Genomic DNA, 14,651 nt, shown 5'->3' with positions numbered 1-14,651 from the left:
TGACGCGTCGCTTACAAATCAGGTCAAGCGTCCCACATGTGCTAGTGCCTGCTTGAGCAGGACGCCCTGCCCGCCGGCCATCTCCTGCTGCACCATCGGGGACGACGCCTCCTCGGGAGTGAACCAGACGAGGTCGAGCGCGTCCTGCCGCGGGCGGCAGTCACCGGACACCGGGACGATGTAGGCCAGCGAGACCGCGTGCTGTCTCGGGTCGTGGTACGGCGTGACGCCCGGCGTCGGGAAGTACTCCGCGACCGTGAACGGCTGTGGCGAGATCGGGATGTTCGGCAGCGCCACCGGCCCGAGATCCTTTTCCAGGTGCCGCATCAGCGCGTCGCGGACCCGTTCGTGGTGCCGGACCCGGCCGGAGACCAGCGCCCGGCTGACCTCGCCGTCGGAGCTGATGCGCAGCAGGAGGCCGACGTGGGTCACGACACCGGTCTCGTCGACTCGCACGGGGACGGCGTCGATGTAGAGGATCGGCATGCGTCCGCGAATCGACTCCAGCTCTTCGGGAGCGAGCCAGCCAGGTACGGTTTCGGTCTTTTCGGTCACCCGCTGATCGTACGTCCTCCCCGGCCGCGAGGCTGGCAGCCGGGGTCAACGTCGGTCCTGGTCGCGGGGCAGCGAGGGCAAGGAGGCGAGGCGGCGCAGGCGCTCAGGACTGGCGAGGATGTCCATGGCCACGATCTTTCCGCCGGAGACGGTGACCGCGGCGACGATCTTGGGCTTGCCGTTCGGTGCGGACATCATGCCCACGGCCCCGTTGACCAGCACCGGCACGTAGCGGTCCGCCATCGCGCGGAACGACATCGCCTGGCCGGCCACCTCGGCGGCCCCGCGGATCACCCGCAGCGTGCCGATCGGCACGTCGGCGCCCTCGACGCGCAGCACCACGTCCGGGTCGAGTACGGAGACCAGCGCCCCGAAGTCGCCGTCCCGGGCGGCGGACAGGAACGCGGCGACGACCTCGCGCTGCCGGGCCAGGTCGGGGTCGGGAGCGACGCGGGCGCCCTGGATCCGGCGGCGGGCCCGGCTGGCGAGTTGCCTGGTGGTGGCGGGGGAGCGTTCGACGATTGTCGCGACCTCCTCGAACGGCACGCTGAACATGTCGTGCAGCACGAACGCCAGCCGCTCGGCGGGCGCCAGCGTGTCGAGCACCACGAGCAGCGCCAGCCCGACCGAATCGGCCAGCAGGGCCTCGTGCTCCGGGTCGACGTGGTCGCCAACGCTCACGATCGGGTCGGGCAGCCGTTCACCGATGGGGTCCTCGCGCCGGGACTCGCGTGAGCGCAGCATGTCGAGGCAGACCCGCCCGGTGACGGTGGTGAGCCAGCCGGCGAGGTTCTCGACGTCGCTCACGTCGGTCCTGCTGAGCCGGAACCACGCCTCCTGGACGGCGTCCTCGGCCTCGCTGAGCGAGCCCAGCATGCGGTAGGCCACGGCCCGCAGGTGCCCGCGATGCGACTCGAACCGGGCCGCGAGCAGGTCGTTGTCGTTCATCGGTCACTCTTTCGCGGTCCGTCGTCAAGGGCGACGTCCAATGTACGGGGCAAAAAACGCCATCAGGGCTAAGGGGTGGGCCGGCCGGCGATCGCGTCCTGAACCGTGTGTTTGAACCGTTCGATCGGCTCGCGGATCCTGTGCTCGCGCCACTCGGCCCGCCGCAGCTTGCGCGACCCCTCCCGGTACCGCCAGCGCGCCCACGGCGAGCCCGGCCTGGCCAGCCGGATGGCGCCGACCAGCGCGAGCGGGGTGAGGTAGACCCCGATCAGCCCGGTCCAGATCTTCCCCTTGCTCAGACTGAGCACCGCGAACAGGATGTTCGCCGTGACGACGAGCCCGCCGTTGATCAGGTCCTGGCCGGTGAACAACTCGTCGACCTCCAGCGGGCTGATCCCGAGCAGTCCGAGCCCGCACAACGCCAGCGCCATGAACACCGTGTCCACCGACAGCCGCCCCCGCTCGGTCCAGTAGACGTCCTGCAGATGCAGGACCAGCGCGAACTCGTCGAGCACGAGCGCCGCCCCCACGCCGAACACCGCCGCGGTCACCCCCGCGGGCGGAGAGCTTCCATCCTGTACGGCCAGCCCGCCGATCCCGCCCAGGCACATGAACACCAGCCCGAACACCACGTGGTGGATGTGCATCCCGCCCGGGGTGACATTCCCCGGCCACCACCGCACCCGCTTCCTGATCATCCGGACGCTGAACCTGATGAACAGGAACGTGAGCAGGAACAGCACGAAGAAGCAGAACAGCCGGAGCTTCCCCGCGTCGACGATCTCCCGGGCGAACCAGTGCCCCATCTACCCCCCAACGACCGGCCGGGGGGTAGTGCTAGGTGTACCCGGAATACTCGCCTCTGTGCCAATGTGCCCGCTGACCTGCGCCGATTGAATGATCGGCATGACGCGGACACACTCTCTCCCCGGCCCGTGGGTCGAGGCGGCCGGGCTGCTGCTCGGCCCGCTCCTGCTCCTCGCCGGGGTACTGACCCGGATCGGCCAGGACGACTTCTTCCCCGGCCAGCTCGCCGCCTATGCCCGGCAGCCCGGCACGATGACCCTGTCCTACAGCCTGTTCGCCGCCGGGCTCGTGCTTCTGTGGCCGGCCGCGGTCGCGCTGGCCCGGCGGATCTCCGCCACGCACCCCGGCTGGGCGCGGTGGGGCGTGACGCTGGTGGTGCTCGGGTTGTTCGGCCGGGTCTTCCACGCCGGGGCCGGCCACCTGGCGTTCCAGATGGTCGACGCGCTCGGGCTTGAGGCCGCGCAGAGGGCCGTGGCCGGCACCTACGGCGCCTTCCACGTCTTCAAGGCGGTCAACGTCGTCATCATGGCGGGCTGGATCGTGCTGGCGGTCGGCGCCTTCCGCGCGAAGGCGTTCGGTCCCGGCGCGGCCGGGGTGGCCCGTTGCGTCGCGCTCGCGCTGGCCACCGGGCTGCCGCTCGGCGTGCTCAAGGGCAGCACCGACCTGCCGTCCCTGCTCGCCGTCGCCGGTCTGGTCGTGGCCATGGCGCCGCTCGGGGTGAGCGTGCTGAGGCAGGCGGGGCCGGCGCCGCGGTGGTGGGTGGTGGCGCTCACCGTCGCGGCCGTCCCGGCGGCGTTCCTACTCGGGCTCAGCGGGTGAGCCCCAGACCTTGGGGTTCTCGTCCGGCTCGGGGAGCTTGGACAGGAGGTCGGCGATGCTGTCCCAGTTGGCGACCCGGACGAGGTCGCCCATGAGGCGCAGGCGCTCGGCGAGCTGCTCGTGGGCCTCGTCCAGATGGACCAGGCCCTTGGCGATCTGGTCGGTGTGGGCCTCGTAGCCGCGGGCGCCGCCGTCGCCCTTGAAGAACGTGACGCCCTCCTGGGTGCCGCCCCAGAAGGCGCCGATGGCGGTCAGTTCCGCGGCGGCCCGCCGTACGTGGTCGGCCAGGTCGCGGCGCTCGGTGTCGTAAGCCTCGGCGACGGCGCGCAGCCGGGCGCGGTCGATTTCCATCCTGCTCACCCCGCGGGTTTGTGGGCCATCGTGAAGTAGAGGAGCATCCGGCCCAGCGTTTCCTTCCAGGTCGGGATCAGGTCCTCGCCGCCCTGGCCGTTCATGGCGTCGTAGCTGGGGCCGTAGCCGACGGAGCCGCCGGCCATGCGGCCGACGAAGTACTGCAGGTCGAGGTTCTTGGTCATCGCCCTGGCCGCGGGCATGGCCGCGTCGAAGGCGCCGTAGAAGGCCACCGAGGCGGCGAACTCCTTGAGCGCCTGCCGGGCGTTGTCGCCCAGAGAGCCCGGGTCCTCGCCGCGCGCCGCCTTGACCCCGGCGACCACGCCCACGTCGCCGATGGCGAAGAAGGCGCTGCCGATCGAGTACTCGGTCAGCTTGGCCAGCACGACCCGCGCGACCGCGTGCTCCAGGAGCTTCGACAGCAGTTTCGCCTGCGCCCTGCGCATGAGGAACTGCGTGATCTGGTACGCCGCCCCCGCCTGCCACGGGAACGTGGTGATGAAGATGAAGCTGGCGAGGTTGGCCAGTGCCATGGTCCAGTAGGCGTGCCGTACGGTCTCGACGATCTCCGCGAAGTCGTCGCAGGCCTCGGCGTTCGCGCGGCAGGCGGCGGCCAGCTTGCCGGGGTAGCCGAGGGCCGGCGGCATCGGGTACAGGCCCTCGGTGACGGTCCGCTTGAACGCGTCCACCCCTTCGCCGCTGTTGCGCCGCCAGACCGACTCGGCGGCGGGGTAGGTGTTGCCCGAGCTCTTCTCCACGCGTTCGGCCAGCCGTAGCCAGGTGTCGCGGGCCTGGCGGGCGCGGTCGGGGTCGCCTTCCGGGTAGTCGACCGCGAGCATCTGGAAGACGAAGGCGGTGATGCCGAGGGCACCGAAGCCGTAGATGGAGGCGCGGGTGGGGTTGATCTTCATCGCAGCACGTCGGGGGTGAACGGCTCGGCCAGCGCCCTGGCCTGGTCACCGGCATCGCGGGCGGCAGCGGCGGCGGCCTGGAGGACGGCGGCGGCCAGCTCGTCGGAGCCGAGCCGCATGGCGCGGGGGTCGATGGTGAGCCCGGCCAGGGCGCCGGTCATGGTGGCCTCGGCGACGACCCGGCCCTCGGCGGCCTCACCGCGGCCGCGTACCCGCTCGATCTCTTGCTGGAGTCCCTGGAGTCGGGCGATCTCCCCGTGGAACTCGGCGAACATCCGGTCCAGCTCGTCTGTCATTCGGCCCAACGTAGATCGTGACACCGGCAATGGCAACTGAACTAGTAGGTAAAGCGCTTCACCTCACATTCAACAGAATCCGGCCTCCGTGCGTCTGGGATGTGATGGACCGAGGAAGGGTGAGGCCAGGGTGGACGACTTCGCGGCGTTCGTCGCCGAGCGCGCCGACGCGCTCCTGCGCTATGGATACGTGCTCAGCGGCAACCCGCACGACGCGGCCGACCTGACCCAGGAGGCGCTGATCAGGTTGCATCGGGCCTGGTCGCGGGTGCGCGGCAAACGCGCGCGGGCGAGATCTGGGTGCGGTGCGGCGTACTCACCTGCGTCGGCCACAGGCCGGACCGGACCGTTTTCATGCGCCTGCGCGACGGCACACAGGAGCGGGACCTGCCCGAGGCCCCTGTGATCGGACTCGCCGCGGACCGGTTCATGACGGTGCGGCTCGACTCGGCCGGCGGCGGTCAGGCGCTGCTCGACCTGGCCACGGGCCGCTCCGGAGACCTCGGCACCCGGCCCGGTGACGATGGCGGGATGCAGATCGTTCAACCGGGCGTCGGCGACGGCCGGCTCGTTCACTATCCGCTCGGGGGCAAAACCGTGATCATCGACCTTTCGAAGATCACGTGACTGTTGACGAGAACCGGAGGAAAGGATACGTTCCGGTAGATTTCACGGCTGTCAGGGGAAATCCGGTGAGATGCCGGTGCGGACGCGCCACTGTATCCGGGACGTAGATCCCGGGAGCCAGGTCACCTAACGGCCGTGACCTCACCTGTTGGGACGCGTCATCCCTGAGGAGGCCTTGATGAGTGGTGGGACCACTTCGACGTCCGTGCCCTTTCCCCGTTTGCGGCCCTGGTTGCTGAGCGTGCCGTTGTTCCTGTTGATCGCGTACCTGGTTCTGATGGACAACGGCGCGGTCTCGCAGACCGGTACCTTCCTGCACGAGCTGATGCACGACGGGCGTCACCTGCTCGGCGTGCCCTGCCACTAGGGGCCGGGCACGATGGTGCGCACCCTTGTGGTCAGAGGTCTGCTCCTGGGCCTGCTGGCCGGACTGTTCGCGGGCGCCTTCGCCTTCCTGGCGGGGGAGCCCCACGTGGACAGCGCGATCGCCTTGGAAGAAGCCGCGGCGGCGGCCGCGCCGGCCGCGCCGGCCGACGATCATCATGGTGAGGAGGCCGAGGTCAGCCGGCCGGTGCAGAAGGCCGGGCTGTTCCTCGCGACGGGCCTTTACGGCCTCGCCGTCGGCGGCATCTTCGGCCTGGTCGTGGCCGGGCTGCGCGGCCGGGTCGGCCCCAGGTCGGACCCCGCGCTCGCGTTCGCCGCGGCGGGCACGGCCTTTCTGGCGATCGTCCTGCTGCCGTTCCTGAAATATCCCGCCAATCCGCCCGCCGTCGGCGACCCCCACACGATCGGCAGCCGGACCCTGCTCTACGTGGTCATGGTGCTGGTGGGCCTGGCCGCCGTCGCCATCGCGGTCGCGAGCGGGCGCCGGGTCACCGGCGGTCCGTGGGCGCGCTGGAGCGTCACCGTGGTGACCTTCCTCGTGCCGGTGGTCGCCGCGCTGGCGCTGCTGCCGCGGGTCGACGAGGTGCCCGCGGGCTTTCCCGCCACGTTGCTGTGGGAGTTCCGGCTCGCGTCGCTGGGGACGCAGCTGGTGTTCTGGGCGGCGTTCGGGGCGCTGTTCGCCTGGGCGGGCGAGCGCGCCGCCCGCCGGACCACCGCCGCCGTCCCGGCCGCCGCACCGAGCTGAGCGGAGTGCTTTTCGTACGGCATGCCAGCACACCAGGCATGCGCACAGCCTGCTTCCCCGCACCGGAGCAGGCCGATCGCGCCAGCCTGGCGAAGGCCGCCCTTCTGGCCGGGACCGCCGACCTGGCCAGGACGGCGTCATACGCGGGACCCGGCACCCGGCCCGACCGGGACGAGCCCCGTGAAGCGGAGCTTGGGGAGATGCTGACGGCCGGGCAGGCGGGGGCGGCGTTCGTCGCGCCGTCGGTGGCCGCGTTGCAGACCGCCTCGGCCATGGGGCTCGCGCCCATCGTGGTCGACGCCCTGGCCGAGGCCGATCACGGCCGGTGGGGCGGCCTGCCGTACACGAGGGTCGCCCAGGACGAGCCGGACGCGCTCGCGAGCTGGCTCGCCGACCCCGGCGCGGCGCCCCACGGCGGCGAGAGCCTCGACCAGATGACGGCGCGCGTCACGGGGTGGCTCGACGAGACGCGGGCCAGGTTCGACGGCCGGCGCGGGCGGCCGTTCCTGGTCATCTGCGACTCGGGAGCCATCCGCGCCGCGCTCGGGCACGCGCTCGGCCTGCCCCCGCTGCACGCCGCCCGTTTCGACCTCGCGCCACTGTCCACCACCGAACTGGCCGTCACCCGCGGCGGCTGGCGGGTCGCCCACGTCAACCGGGACGCCCTCGAACACCGGAAGGTCACCTCTTGATCGCCACCTACCCGTTCAGCGCGGTCGTCGGGCTCGACGACCTGAAGCTGGCGCTGGTGCTCAACGCCGTCTCGCCCCGGGTGGGCGGCGTGCTCGTCCGCGGGGAGAAGGGCACCGCCAAGTCGACGATCGTCCGCGCGCTGGCCGCCCAGCTACCGTCGGTGGACGTGGTGGCCGGTTGCCGGTTCGCCTGCGACCCGGCCGCGCCGGACCCGGACTGCCCCGACGGGCCGCACGACCCCGGCGAACAACGCCACCGGAGGCCCGCCTCCCTGGTCGAACTGCCGGTCGGCGCCTCCGAGGACCGGCTCGTCGGCTCGCTCGACGTCGAACGCGCGCTGACCGAAGGCGTGAAGGCGTTCGAGCCGGGACTGCTGGCGGGCGCGCACCGCGGCGTGCTGTACGTCGACGAGGTCAACCTCCTGCACGACCACCTCGTGGACCTCCTGCTCGACGCCGCCGCGCTCGGCACCTGCTACGTCGAGCGCGAAGGCGTGTCGGTACGGCACGCCGCCCGCTTCCTCCTGGTCGGCACCATGAACCCGGAGGAAGGCGAGCTGCGCCCCCAGCTCCTCGACCGGTTCGGACTGACCGTCGAGGTGAAGGCGTCGCGGGACCCGGACGAACGGGCCGAGGTGGTACGGCGGCGCATGGCCTACGACGCTTCACCCGAGGCGTTCGTGGCGCGATGGACCGCCCAGGAGTCCGCGCTCGGCGAGCGGATCCTGCGGGCCAGGGCGCTGCTGAGCGGCGGGGTCGTCCTTCCCGACGCCCGGCTGCTGCAGATCGCGGCGGTGTGCGCGGGGTTCGAGGTGGACGGCCTGCGCGCCGACCTGGTCACGGCGAACGCGGCCATGGCGCACGCGGCCTGGCAGGGGCGGGACCGGGTGACGGAGGAGGACGTGCGGGTGGCGGCCCGGCTGTCCCTGCCGCACCGGCGGCGCCGGGACCCGTTCGACGCGCCGGGGCTGGACGAGGACCTGCTGGAGGAACTCCTGGACCGCCACCGGGGCGACGACGACCCGGACGGCGGCGACACCCCGGACACCCCGCCCGACCCCGACGGCCCCGGCCACCAGGGCGACCCCGACCCCGGGCACAACTCCCAGCCTGACCAGGGGGAGGCGCCGGGCCGGGGGGAGGCCGGGCACAACTCCCAGCCTGACCAGGGGGAGGCCGGGCACAACTCCCAGGCCGGCCAGAGGGACGAGCCAGGAGCCGAGCCGGGGCCCGACGCGCGGGATGAGGCTGGGGCCGGGGTTGTGGCGGTGGCTGGGGTGGGGGCGCCCTATCGGGTGCCGGTGTTGAAGGTGCCAGGGCTCGGGGCGGGTGCTTCGGGGCGGAGGTCGCGGGCGCGTACGCCGCGTGGCAGGGCGACCGGGGCGCGGGTGCCGCACGGCAAGGTGAAGGATCTGCACCTGCCGGCGACGCTGCTGGCGGCGGCGCCGTACCAGAAGGAGCGGGGCCGGACCGGAGCCGGGCTGCTGCTGCGCGGCGGCGATCTGCGCGAGGTCGTGCGGGAGGGCAGGGAGAGCAACCTCGTGCTGTTCGTGGTCGACGCGAGCGGCTCGATGGCCGCGCGCAGGCGGATGACCGCGGTGAAGACGGCGGTGCTCAGCCTGCTGCTCGACGCCTACCAGCGCAGGGACAAGGTGGGGCTGGTGACGTTCCGGGGGAGGGGCGCGGAGGTGGCGTTGCCGCCGACGTCGTCGGTGGAGGCGGGGGCGGCGCGGTTGCGGTCGTTGCCGACCGGCGGGCGTACGCCGCTGGCCGAGGGGCTGGCCAGGGCGGCGGAGGTGCTGCGGGTCGAGCGGATGCGCGATCCCGACCGGCGTCCGCTGGTCGTGGTGGTGACCGACGGGCGGGCGACGGCGGGCGGTGACGTGGACGCGGCGGCCGGGCTGCTCAGGGGCGTGGCGTGCGTGGTCGTCGACTGCGAGAGCGGTCCGGTCCGGCTGGGCCTCGCCGTACGGCTGGCGGCCCGGCTGGCCGCCGAGGTGGTCACGCTGGACGATCTGGGAACGGTGGTCCGCGAGCACAGGAAGGCGAGCTGAGATGCCGCAGGGCAAGCCGGACGTCGTGCCGGATGACGGGCTGACCACGCGCCAGCGGCGTACCCGGCCGTTGCTGATGGTGCACACGGGCCCGGGGAAGGGCAAGTCCACGGCGGCGTTCGGGATGGCGTTGCGGGCGTGGAACCAGGGCTGGCCGATCGGGGTGTTCCAGTTCGTGAAGTCGGCGAAGTGGCGCATCGGCGAGGAGCGGGCGCTGCTGGTGCTGGGCGAGTCGGGCGAGGGCGGCTCGGTGAGCTGGCACAAGATGGGCGAGGGCTGGTCGTGGATCCAGCGTCCCGGTACCGAGGAGGATCACGCGGCCGACGCCCGCGAGGGCTGGGAGCAGATCAAGCGCGACCTGGCCGCCGAGACCTACCGTTTCTACGTGCTGGACGAGTTCACGTACCCGCTGAAGTGGGGCTGGCTGGATCTGGACGACGTGCTCGCCACGCTGGCGGGGCGGCCGGGCAACCAGCACGTGGTGATCACCGGCAGGGACGCGCCGGAGCGGCTGCTGGAGGTGTCCGACCTGGTCACGGAGATGGGCAAGGTACGCCATCCCATGGACGCCGGGCAGAAGGGGCAGAAAGGCATCGAGTGGTGATCCCGCGGCTGGTCGTCGCGGCGCCGTCGTCGGGCAGCGGGAAGACGACGGTGGCCACGGGGCTCATGGCGGCGCTGCGGGCGCGCGGGCTCCGGGTCTCGCCGCACAAGGTCGGCCCCGACTACATCGACCCCGGCTACCACGCCCTGGCCACCGGCCGCCCCGGGCGCAACCTCGACCCGTGGCTGGCCGGGGAGGAGCGGGTGGCGCCGCTGTTCCTGCACGGCGCGGCGGGGTGCGACGTGGCGGTGGTCGAGGGCGTGATGGGGCTGTTCGACGGCAAGGGGGAGACGGACTTCGCCTCCACCGCGCACGTCGCCAGGCTGCTGGACGCGCCGGTCGTGCTGGTGGTGGACGCGGCCAGGCAGAGCCGTTCCGTGGCCGCGGTGGTGCACGGCTTCGCCACGTTCGACCCGCGCGTACGCGTCGGCGGCGTGGTGCTCAACCGCGTCGGTTCCGACCGGCACGAGGAGCTGTGCCGCGCCGCCCTGGACGCGGCCGGCGTCCCGGTCCTGGGCGCCATCCGCCGCGACGACGCCGTGGCCACCCCCTCCCGCCACCTGGGCCTGATCCCGGCCGCCGAACGCGAGGCGGAAGCGGTCTCCTCGGTGGCGCGCCTGGGCGAGCTCGTGTCCCGCTCCTGCGACCTCGACGCTCTGGTACGGCTCGCCGCCACCGCCCCCGCCCTCCCCGGCACCCCCTGGAACCCGGCGGCCGCCGGCACCGCGCGGCCGGATCCGAAGATCGTGGCGGTCGCGGGCGGAGCGGCGTTCACCTTCGGCTACACCGAGCACGTCGAGCTGCTGCGCGCGGCCGGAGCCGAGATCGCCGTCTTCGACCCTTTGCACGACGAGAAGCTCCCGGAAGGCACCGGCGCGGTGATCATCGGGGGCGGCTTCCCCGAGGTCTACGCCGCCGAGCTGGCCGCCAACGAGCCGTTGCGCGCCCAGGTCGCCGCGTTCGACGGGCCGATCGCCGCCGAGTGCGCCGGGCTCCTGTACCTGTGCGAGGAACTCGACGGCCGGCGCATGTGCGGCAGGGTCCCCGGCAAGGCCCGGATGACGGGCAGGCTGACGCTCGGCTACCGGGAGGCCACGGCGGTCAGCCGGTCGCTGCTCACCCGGCCGGGCGAGCGGTTCAGGGGCCACGAGTTCCACCGGACCACCGCCGACCTGGGCGGCTGGGCGCTGTACCGGTGGGAGGGCGGCGCCGACGGCTACGGCGACGCCCTGCTCACCGCCTCCTACCTGCACCTGCACTGGGCGGGCAGCCCGGTGCTCGCTCAGCGGCTGGTGTCGTCCTCCAGGTCGCCCTCCGTCTTGAGGTAGACCTCCTGCACACCCCGCAGGATCTCCGGGTCCGGGTGCTCCCACATGTCCCGCTCGGCCGCCTCCAGCAGCCGTTCGGCGATGCCGTGCAGCGCCCACGGGTTGGACTTGGCCATGAACGCCTGGTTCTCGGGATCCAGCACGTACGCGGCGGCGAGCTTGTCGTACATCCAGTCGGCCATGACGCCGGTGGTGGCGTCGTAGCCGAACAGGTAGTCGACGGTCGCGGCCAGTTCGAACGCGCCCTTGTAGCCGTGCCTGCGCATCGCGGCCAGCCAGTTCGGGTTGACGACGCGGGCGCGGAAGATCCGGGACGTCTCCTCTGACAGGGTGCGGGTGCGGACGGCGTCCGGGCGGGTGCTGTCGCCGACGTAGGCGGCCGGGGCCTTGCCGGTCAGCGCGCGGACGGTGGCGACCATGCCGCCGTGGTACTGGAAGTAGTCGTCGGAGTCGGCGATGTCGTGCTCGCGGGTGTCGACGTTCTTGGCGGCGACGGCGATCCGGCGGTAGGCGCTCTCCATGTCGGCGCGCGCGGGCACGCCCTCCAGGTCGCGGCCGTAGGCGTAGCCGCCCCACACCGCGTACACCTCGGCCAGGTCGGCGTCGTCGCGCCAGTTGCGGCTGTCGATGAGCGGCAGGATGCCCGCCCCGTAGGCGCCGGGGGCCGAGCCGAAGATGCGCATCGTGGCCCGGCGCTCGTCGCCGTGCGTTTCCTCCTTGACGTGGGCGCGGACGTAGTTGTCCTCGTCGTCCTCGTCCAGGCCGGCGGCGAGCCGTACCGCGTCGTCGAGCATCGCCACGACGTGCGGGAAGGCGTCGCGGAAGAAGCCGCTGATGCGGACGGTCACGTCGATGCGGGGGCGGCCGAGCTCCTCCAGCGGGATCGGCGCGAGGCCCGCCACACGGCGGGAGGCCTCATCCCATTCCGGGCGGATGCCCAGCAGCGCCAGGACCTCGGCCACGTCGTCGCCCGCGGTCCGCATCGCGCTGGTGCCCCAGACCGACAGGCCCACCGAGCGCGGCCAGTCGCCGGTGTCGGTGCGGTAGCGCTCCAGGAGCGAGTCGGCCATGGCCTGCCCGGTCTCCCACGCCAGCCGGCTCGGGACCGCCCTGGGGTCGACCGAGTAGAAGTTGCGGCCGGTCGGCAGCACGTTGACCAGGCCGCGCAGCGGCGAACCGCTGGGGCCGGCGGGGACGTAGCCGCCGTTCAGGGCGTGCAGGACGTGGTCGATCTCGTCGGTGGTACGCGCCAGCCTGGGCACGACCTCGGTGGCGGCGAAGCGGAGGACGCTCTCCACCTCGGGGCCGGGCGCCACGGCCGCGGCGGCCTCCACCGTCCAGCCGCGTTCCTCCATCGCCTCCACCAGCGCGCGGGCGGTGGCCTCGACCCGGTCCACGTCCTTCAGCGACGCGGTGCCGTCCTCGGTCAGCCCGAGCGCCTGGCGCAGGCCCGGCAGTGCTTCCTTGCCCGCCCACATCTGCCTGGCCTGCAGGATCGCCAGCACCAGCCCCACCCGGGCCGGCCCCTCCGGCGCCTGGCCGAGCACGTGCAGGCCGTCGCGGATCTGCGCGTCCTTCACCTCGCACAGCCAGCCGTCCACGTGCAGGATGAAGTCGTCGAACTCGGTGTCGTGCGGCCGGTCGGCCATCCCCAGGTCGTGGTCGAGCCGGGCGGCCTGGATCAGCGTCCAGATCTGCGCCCTGATCGCGGGCAGCTTGGCCGGGTCCATGGCGGCGATGGAGGCGTGCTCGTCCAGGAGTTGTTCCAGGCGGGCGATGTCGCCGTAGGACTCGGCCCTGGCCATCGGCGGCACCATGTGGTCCACCAGCACCGCGTGCGCCCGCCGCTTGGCCTGCGTACCCTCGCCCGGGTCGTTGACCAGGAACGGGTAGATGAGCGGCAGGTCGCCGATCGCGGCGTCGGTGCCGCAGGAGGCCGACATCCCGGCCGACTTGCCGGGCAGCCACTCCAGGTTGCCGTGCTTGCCCACGTGCACCATCGCGTGCGCGCCGAAGTCCGCCGAGAGCCAGCGGTAGGCGGCCAGGTAGTGGTGGCTGGGCGGCAGGTCGGGGTCGTGGTAGATGGCGATCGGGTTCTCGCCGAAGCCGCGCGGCGGCTGGACCATGACCACCACGTTGCCCGCGCGCAGGGCCGCCAGCACGATGTCGCCCTCGTGGACGAACAGCTCGCCGGGCGGCGTACCCCAGTGCCGCTCCATGCCGGCGCGCAGGTCCGCGGGCAGCGTGCGGTACCAGCGCTCGTAGTCGGCGGCGGGGATGCGCACCGGGTTCCCCGCCAGGTGCTCCTCGGTCAGCCAGTCCTGGTCTTGACCGCCGGCGGCGATCAGCGCGTGGATGAGCGCGTCGCCGTCCTGCTCGGCGACCCCGGGGAAGCCTTCGCCGAGGTCGTAGCCGGCCTCGGCCAGCCTGGCCAGCAGCCGGACCGTGCTCGCGGGGGTGTCCAGGCCGACCGCGTTGCCGACCCGGGAGTGCTTGGTCGGGTACGCCGACAGCATGACCACGAGCCGCCGCTCGGCCGGCGGCGTGTGCCTGAGCAGGCCGTGGCGCACCGCGATCCCGGCCACGCGGCGGGCCCGCTCCGGGTCGGCCGTGTAGACGGTCAGGCCGTCCTCGTCGATCTCCTTGAACGAGAACGGCACCGTGATGATCCGGCCGTCGAACTCGGGGATGGCCACCTGCGAGGCGGCGTCGAGCGGGGACAGGCCGTCGTCGTTGTCCTCCCACTCCTTCTTGCCGCTGGTCAGGCAGAGTCCTTGTAGGATCGGGACGTCCAGGGTGGCCAGCGCGCCGACGTCCCACGCCTCGTCGTCGCCGCCCGCGCCCGCGGTGGCCGGACGGGAGCCGCCCGCCGCCAGGACGGTCACGACCAGGGCGTCGGCGGTGCGCAGGACATCCAGAAGCGCGGGCTCCGCTGTTCTGAGCGAGGAGCAGTACACCGGCAGCGGCCGGCCGCCGGTCTCCTCGATCGCCTGGCACAGGGACTCCACGAACGCGGTGTTGCCGGCCACGTGGTGGGCCCGGTAGTACAGGACGCCGATCACGGGGCCCTCGGTGGCCTTGGAGTCGCGCTCCAGCGGGCCCCAGGAGGGCATGGGGGCCGGCGGGGCGAAGCCGTACCCGGTCAGGAGGACCGTGTCGGACAGGAAGCCGTGCAGCTCGGCGAGGTTGGCGGGGCCGCCGTGCGCGAGGTAGGCGTGCGCTTCGGCGACGACGCCCGCGCTCACCGTGGACAGCTCCATCAGCTCGGCGTCGGGGGCCTGCTCGCCGCCGAGCACGACGACCGGGCGTGGACCGGCGAGCAGCGCGTCGAGGCCTTCCTCCCACGCGCGGCGGCCGCCGAGCAGCCGGACCACGATCAGGTCGACGCCGTCCACGAGCGCGGGCAGGTCGTCGGTGAGCAACCTGGCGGGGTTGCCCAGGCGGTAGTCCGCGCCGCTGGCGCGCGCGCTCAGCAGGTCGGTGTCGGATGTAGAGAGCAGCAGAACGCCAGGCACGCCGCAGTCCTCCCT

General features: G+C 72.7%; 16 protein-coding genes and 1 riboswitch. Of the genes, 9 read left to right on the top strand and 7 right to left on the bottom strand.

Annotated features, from left to right (window positions below; genetic code table 11):
* Positions 1-18: 18 nt before the first annotated feature.
* The 3 genes from ACFWY5_RS33690 to ACFWY5_RS33680 all read right to left on the bottom strand — a co-directional run bounded on the left by ACFWY5_RS33690 (position 19) and on the right by ACFWY5_RS33680 (position 2,309).
* Positions 19-555, bottom strand: a complete 537-nt coding sequence (locus ACFWY5_RS33690) for an NUDIX hydrolase family protein (protein WP_184971135.1) — start codon at positions 553-555, stop codon at positions 19-21.
* A gap of 45 nt (positions 556-600) precedes the next feature.
* Entirely contained in the window at positions 601-1,503 is a 903-nt protein-coding gene (locus ACFWY5_RS33685) for a sigma-70 family RNA polymerase sigma factor (protein ID WP_379611794.1), read from the bottom strand.
* Between the two features lie 68 nt (positions 1,504-1,571).
* Positions 1,572-2,309: a hypothetical protein gene (locus ACFWY5_RS33680; protein ID WP_379636678.1), complete on the bottom strand. Its 738-nt coding sequence runs from the start codon at positions 2,307-2,309 to the stop codon at positions 1,572-1,574.
* 100 nt (positions 2,310-2,409) lie between these two features.
* Here ACFWY5_RS33680 and ACFWY5_RS33675 point away from each other — a divergent pair, with 100 nt between their 5' ends.
* A complete protein-coding gene (locus tag ACFWY5_RS33675) occupies positions 2,410-3,129 on the top strand; it encodes a hypothetical protein (RefSeq protein ID WP_379636676.1) in 720 nt (239 codons plus the stop codon).
* Here the strand turns inward: ACFWY5_RS33675 and ACFWY5_RS33670 are convergent.
* The 3 genes from ACFWY5_RS33670 to ACFWY5_RS33660 are packed head-to-tail and all read right to left on the bottom strand — an operon-like array spanning position 3,109 to position 4,687.
* Positions 3,109-3,480: a hypothetical protein gene (locus tag ACFWY5_RS33670; protein ID WP_379611789.1), complete on the bottom strand. Its 372-nt coding sequence runs from the start codon at positions 3,478-3,480 to the stop codon at positions 3,109-3,111. The two genes, ACFWY5_RS33675 and ACFWY5_RS33670, sit on opposite strands and share 21 nt — an antisense overlap.
* A gap of 5 nt (positions 3,481-3,485) precedes the next feature.
* Positions 3,486-4,391 (bottom strand): hypothetical protein, encoded by a 906-nt coding sequence (locus tag ACFWY5_RS33665; protein ID WP_379636674.1) that lies wholly within the window; start codon positions 4,389-4,391, stop codon positions 3,486-3,488.
* Positions 4,388-4,687 carry a YbaB/EbfC family nucleoid-associated protein gene (locus ACFWY5_RS33660; protein ID WP_379611786.1) on the bottom strand — a complete coding sequence of 100 codons (300 nt, stop codon included), beginning with the start codon at positions 4,685-4,687 and terminating at the stop codon, positions 4,388-4,390. The genes ACFWY5_RS33665 and ACFWY5_RS33660 overlap by 4 nt, the downstream gene beginning before the upstream one ends.
* Before the next feature lie 88 nt (positions 4,688-4,775).
* Between ACFWY5_RS33660 and ACFWY5_RS33655 the strand changes: the two genes are divergently transcribed.
* From ACFWY5_RS33655 to ACFWY5_RS33620, 8 genes are all read left to right on the top strand, one after another.
* On the top strand, positions 4,776-5,093 hold the full coding sequence (locus ACFWY5_RS33655) for a sigma factor (RefSeq protein ID WP_379636672.1): 318 nt from the start codon (positions 4,776-4,778) through the stop codon (positions 5,091-5,093).
* Positions 5,042-5,314 carry a hypothetical protein gene (locus tag ACFWY5_RS33650; protein WP_379636737.1) on the top strand — a complete coding sequence of 91 codons (273 nt, stop codon included), beginning with the start codon at positions 5,042-5,044 and terminating at the stop codon, positions 5,312-5,314. Before ACFWY5_RS33655 ends, ACFWY5_RS33650 begins: the two co-directional genes overlap by 52 nt.
* A gap of 11 nt (positions 5,315-5,325) precedes the next feature.
* Positions 5,326-5,463, top strand: a riboswitch (cobalamin riboswitch).
* Between the two features lie 56 nt (positions 5,464-5,519).
* Entirely contained in the window at positions 5,520-5,681 is a 162-nt protein-coding gene (locus tag ACFWY5_RS33645; protein WP_379611784.1) for a CbtB-domain containing protein, read from the top strand.
* A gap of 12 nt (positions 5,682-5,693) precedes the next feature.
* The gene (locus ACFWY5_RS33640; protein WP_379636670.1) at positions 5,694-6,443 is read left to right on the top strand and encodes a CbtA family protein; all 750 of its coding nucleotides are present in this window, start codon (positions 5,694-5,696) and stop codon (positions 6,441-6,443) included.
* 38 nt (positions 6,444-6,481) lie between these two features.
* Positions 6,482-7,135, top strand: coding sequence for a histidine phosphatase family protein (locus ACFWY5_RS33635; protein ID WP_379636668.1), 654 nt, complete (start codon positions 6,482-6,484; stop codon positions 7,133-7,135).
* Positions 7,132-9,189, top strand: coding sequence for a putative cobaltochelatase (locus ACFWY5_RS33630; protein ID WP_379636666.1), 2,058 nt, complete (start codon positions 7,132-7,134; stop codon positions 9,187-9,189). The genes ACFWY5_RS33635 and ACFWY5_RS33630 overlap by 4 nt, the downstream gene beginning before the upstream one ends.
* 1 nt (position 9,190) lies before the next feature.
* Complete coding sequence (gene cobO / locus ACFWY5_RS33625) at positions 9,191-9,793, top strand: cob(I)yrinic acid a,c-diamide adenosyltransferase (RefSeq protein ID WP_379636664.1); 603 nt, start codon at positions 9,191-9,193, stop codon at positions 9,791-9,793.
* Positions 9,790-11,121 carry a cobyrinate a,c-diamide synthase gene (locus tag ACFWY5_RS33620; protein ID WP_379636662.1) on the top strand — a complete coding sequence of 444 codons (1,332 nt, stop codon included), beginning with the start codon at positions 9,790-9,792 and terminating at the stop codon, positions 11,119-11,121. Before cobO ends, ACFWY5_RS33620 begins: the two co-directional genes overlap by 4 nt.
* Here ACFWY5_RS33620 and cobN read toward each other — a convergent pair.
* The gene (gene cobN / locus ACFWY5_RS33615) at positions 11,076-14,636 is read right to left on the bottom strand and encodes a cobaltochelatase subunit CobN (RefSeq protein ID WP_379611778.1); all 3,561 of its coding nucleotides are present in this window, start codon (positions 14,634-14,636) and stop codon (positions 11,076-11,078) included. The genes ACFWY5_RS33620 and cobN overlap by 46 nt on opposite strands.
* Positions 14,637-14,651: the final 15 nt, after the last annotated feature.

The organism is Nonomuraea sp. NPDC059007 (assembly GCF_042740555.1).
Classification (GTDB): Bacteria; Actinomycetota; Actinomycetes; order Streptosporangiales; family Streptosporangiaceae; genus Nonomuraea.
This window is presented reverse-complemented; position numbering and strand designations above follow the sequence as displayed.

Excerpts from the sequence above, each read along its gene's own strand:
- cobO (WP_379636664.1), top strand. The coding sequence starts at position 9,191 with ATGCCGCAGGGCAAGCCGGACGTCGTGCCGGATGACGGGCTGACCACG.
- ACFWY5_RS33670 (WP_379611789.1), bottom strand. The coding sequence starts at position 3,480 with ATGGAAATCGACCGCGCCCGGCTGCGCGCCGTCGCCGAGGCTTACGAC.
- ACFWY5_RS33635 (WP_379636668.1), top strand. The coding sequence starts at position 6,482 with ATGCGCACAGCCTGCTTCCCCGCACCGGAGCAGGCCGATCGCGCCAGC.
- ACFWY5_RS33660 (WP_379611786.1), bottom strand. The coding sequence starts at position 4,687 with ATGACAGACGAGCTGGACCGGATGTTCGCCGAGTTCCACGGGGAGATC.
- ACFWY5_RS33650 (WP_379636737.1), top strand. The coding sequence starts at position 5,042 with ATGCGCCTGCGCGACGGCACACAGGAGCGGGACCTGCCCGAGGCCCCT.
- ACFWY5_RS33640 (WP_379636670.1), top strand. The coding sequence starts at position 5,694 with ATGGTGCGCACCCTTGTGGTCAGAGGTCTGCTCCTGGGCCTGCTGGCC.
- ACFWY5_RS33675 (WP_379636676.1), top strand. The coding sequence starts at position 2,410 with ATGACGCGGACACACTCTCTCCCCGGCCCGTGGGTCGAGGCGGCCGGG.
- ACFWY5_RS33680 (WP_379636678.1), bottom strand. The coding sequence starts at position 2,309 with ATGGGGCACTGGTTCGCCCGGGAGATCGTCGACGCGGGGAAGCTCCGG.
- ACFWY5_RS33685 (WP_379611794.1), bottom strand. The coding sequence starts at position 1,503 with ATGAACGACAACGACCTGCTCGCGGCCCGGTTCGAGTCGCATCGCGGG.
- ACFWY5_RS33665 (WP_379636674.1), bottom strand. The coding sequence starts at position 4,391 with ATGAAGATCAACCCCACCCGCGCCTCCATCTACGGCTTCGGTGCCCTC.